The organism is Frankia sp. CcWB2, from assembly GCF_977927585.1.
On record NZ_CDWRCM010000182.1, the window covers coordinates 8,596 to 9,396 of the forward strand.

Annotated in this window: 1 pseudogene; it reads left to right on the forward strand. The window is 76.7% G+C overall.

Going from position 1 to position 801, the window contains the following annotated elements:
- Nucleotides 1-145: 145 nt before the first annotated feature.
- Nucleotides 146-801, forward strand: a pseudogene (locus ACY45C_RS17110) (SAM hydrolase/SAM-dependent halogenase family protein); the annotation flags it as partial.

Sequence of the window (801 nt, forward strand, 5' to 3'; positions counted from 1 at the left end):
CGATCCCCACCGGGTGGTCGACAGCGAGGGCTGGGTGGATGACGAGGGCTGGGCGCACGGCCATCCGGACCCACCGGGCCGGGACGGCAGCGGGCTCGGCGAGGCGCCCGTCTCCGGGCCGTCGGGTTGACGTCAGGTTGAGCCGGTGAGGTGCATCAGCTTCACCACTGACTACGGACTCGCCGACGGCTTTGTTGCAGCCTGCCACGGGGTGATCCTGCAGACGGTGCCGGACGCCCGGATCATCGACGTGACCCACCTGGTGCCGCCGGGGGACGTGCGGCGGGGGGCGGCCGTGCTCGCCCAGACGGTGGGTTCCCTGCCTCGGGGGGTGCACCTCGCCGGGGTGGGTACGTCGCGCCGGGCCCTGGCACTGCGCGCGGTCGGCGGTCACCTGGTCGGGCCCGACAACGGCCTGCTGATCTCCGCGGCCGAGCGGTTGGGGGGGGATCGAGGCCGCGGTCACGCTGGCGGTGCGGCCCGGAACCCCCGCGACGTTCCACGGCCGGGACGTCTTCGCCCCGGTGGCTGCCGCCCTGGCGCGCGGGACGCCGCTCCAGGAGGTCGGTGAGCCGGTGGAGCCGGCGACCCTGGTCCGTCCGCGGGCGGCCCTGGCTCGGCTACGCCCGGATGGCACCGTGGAGACCGAGGTGGTCCTCGTTGACACGTTCGGCAACGTCCAGCTCGCGGCCTCCGGCGCGCTGCTCGGCGCGGCCGGGCTGCGCCCGCCGGGTCGGGCGGTGCTGCGACCGCTCCGGCGGGACCGCCCGACCGGGGCCGAGCAGGCGGTCGGGCCGCCCG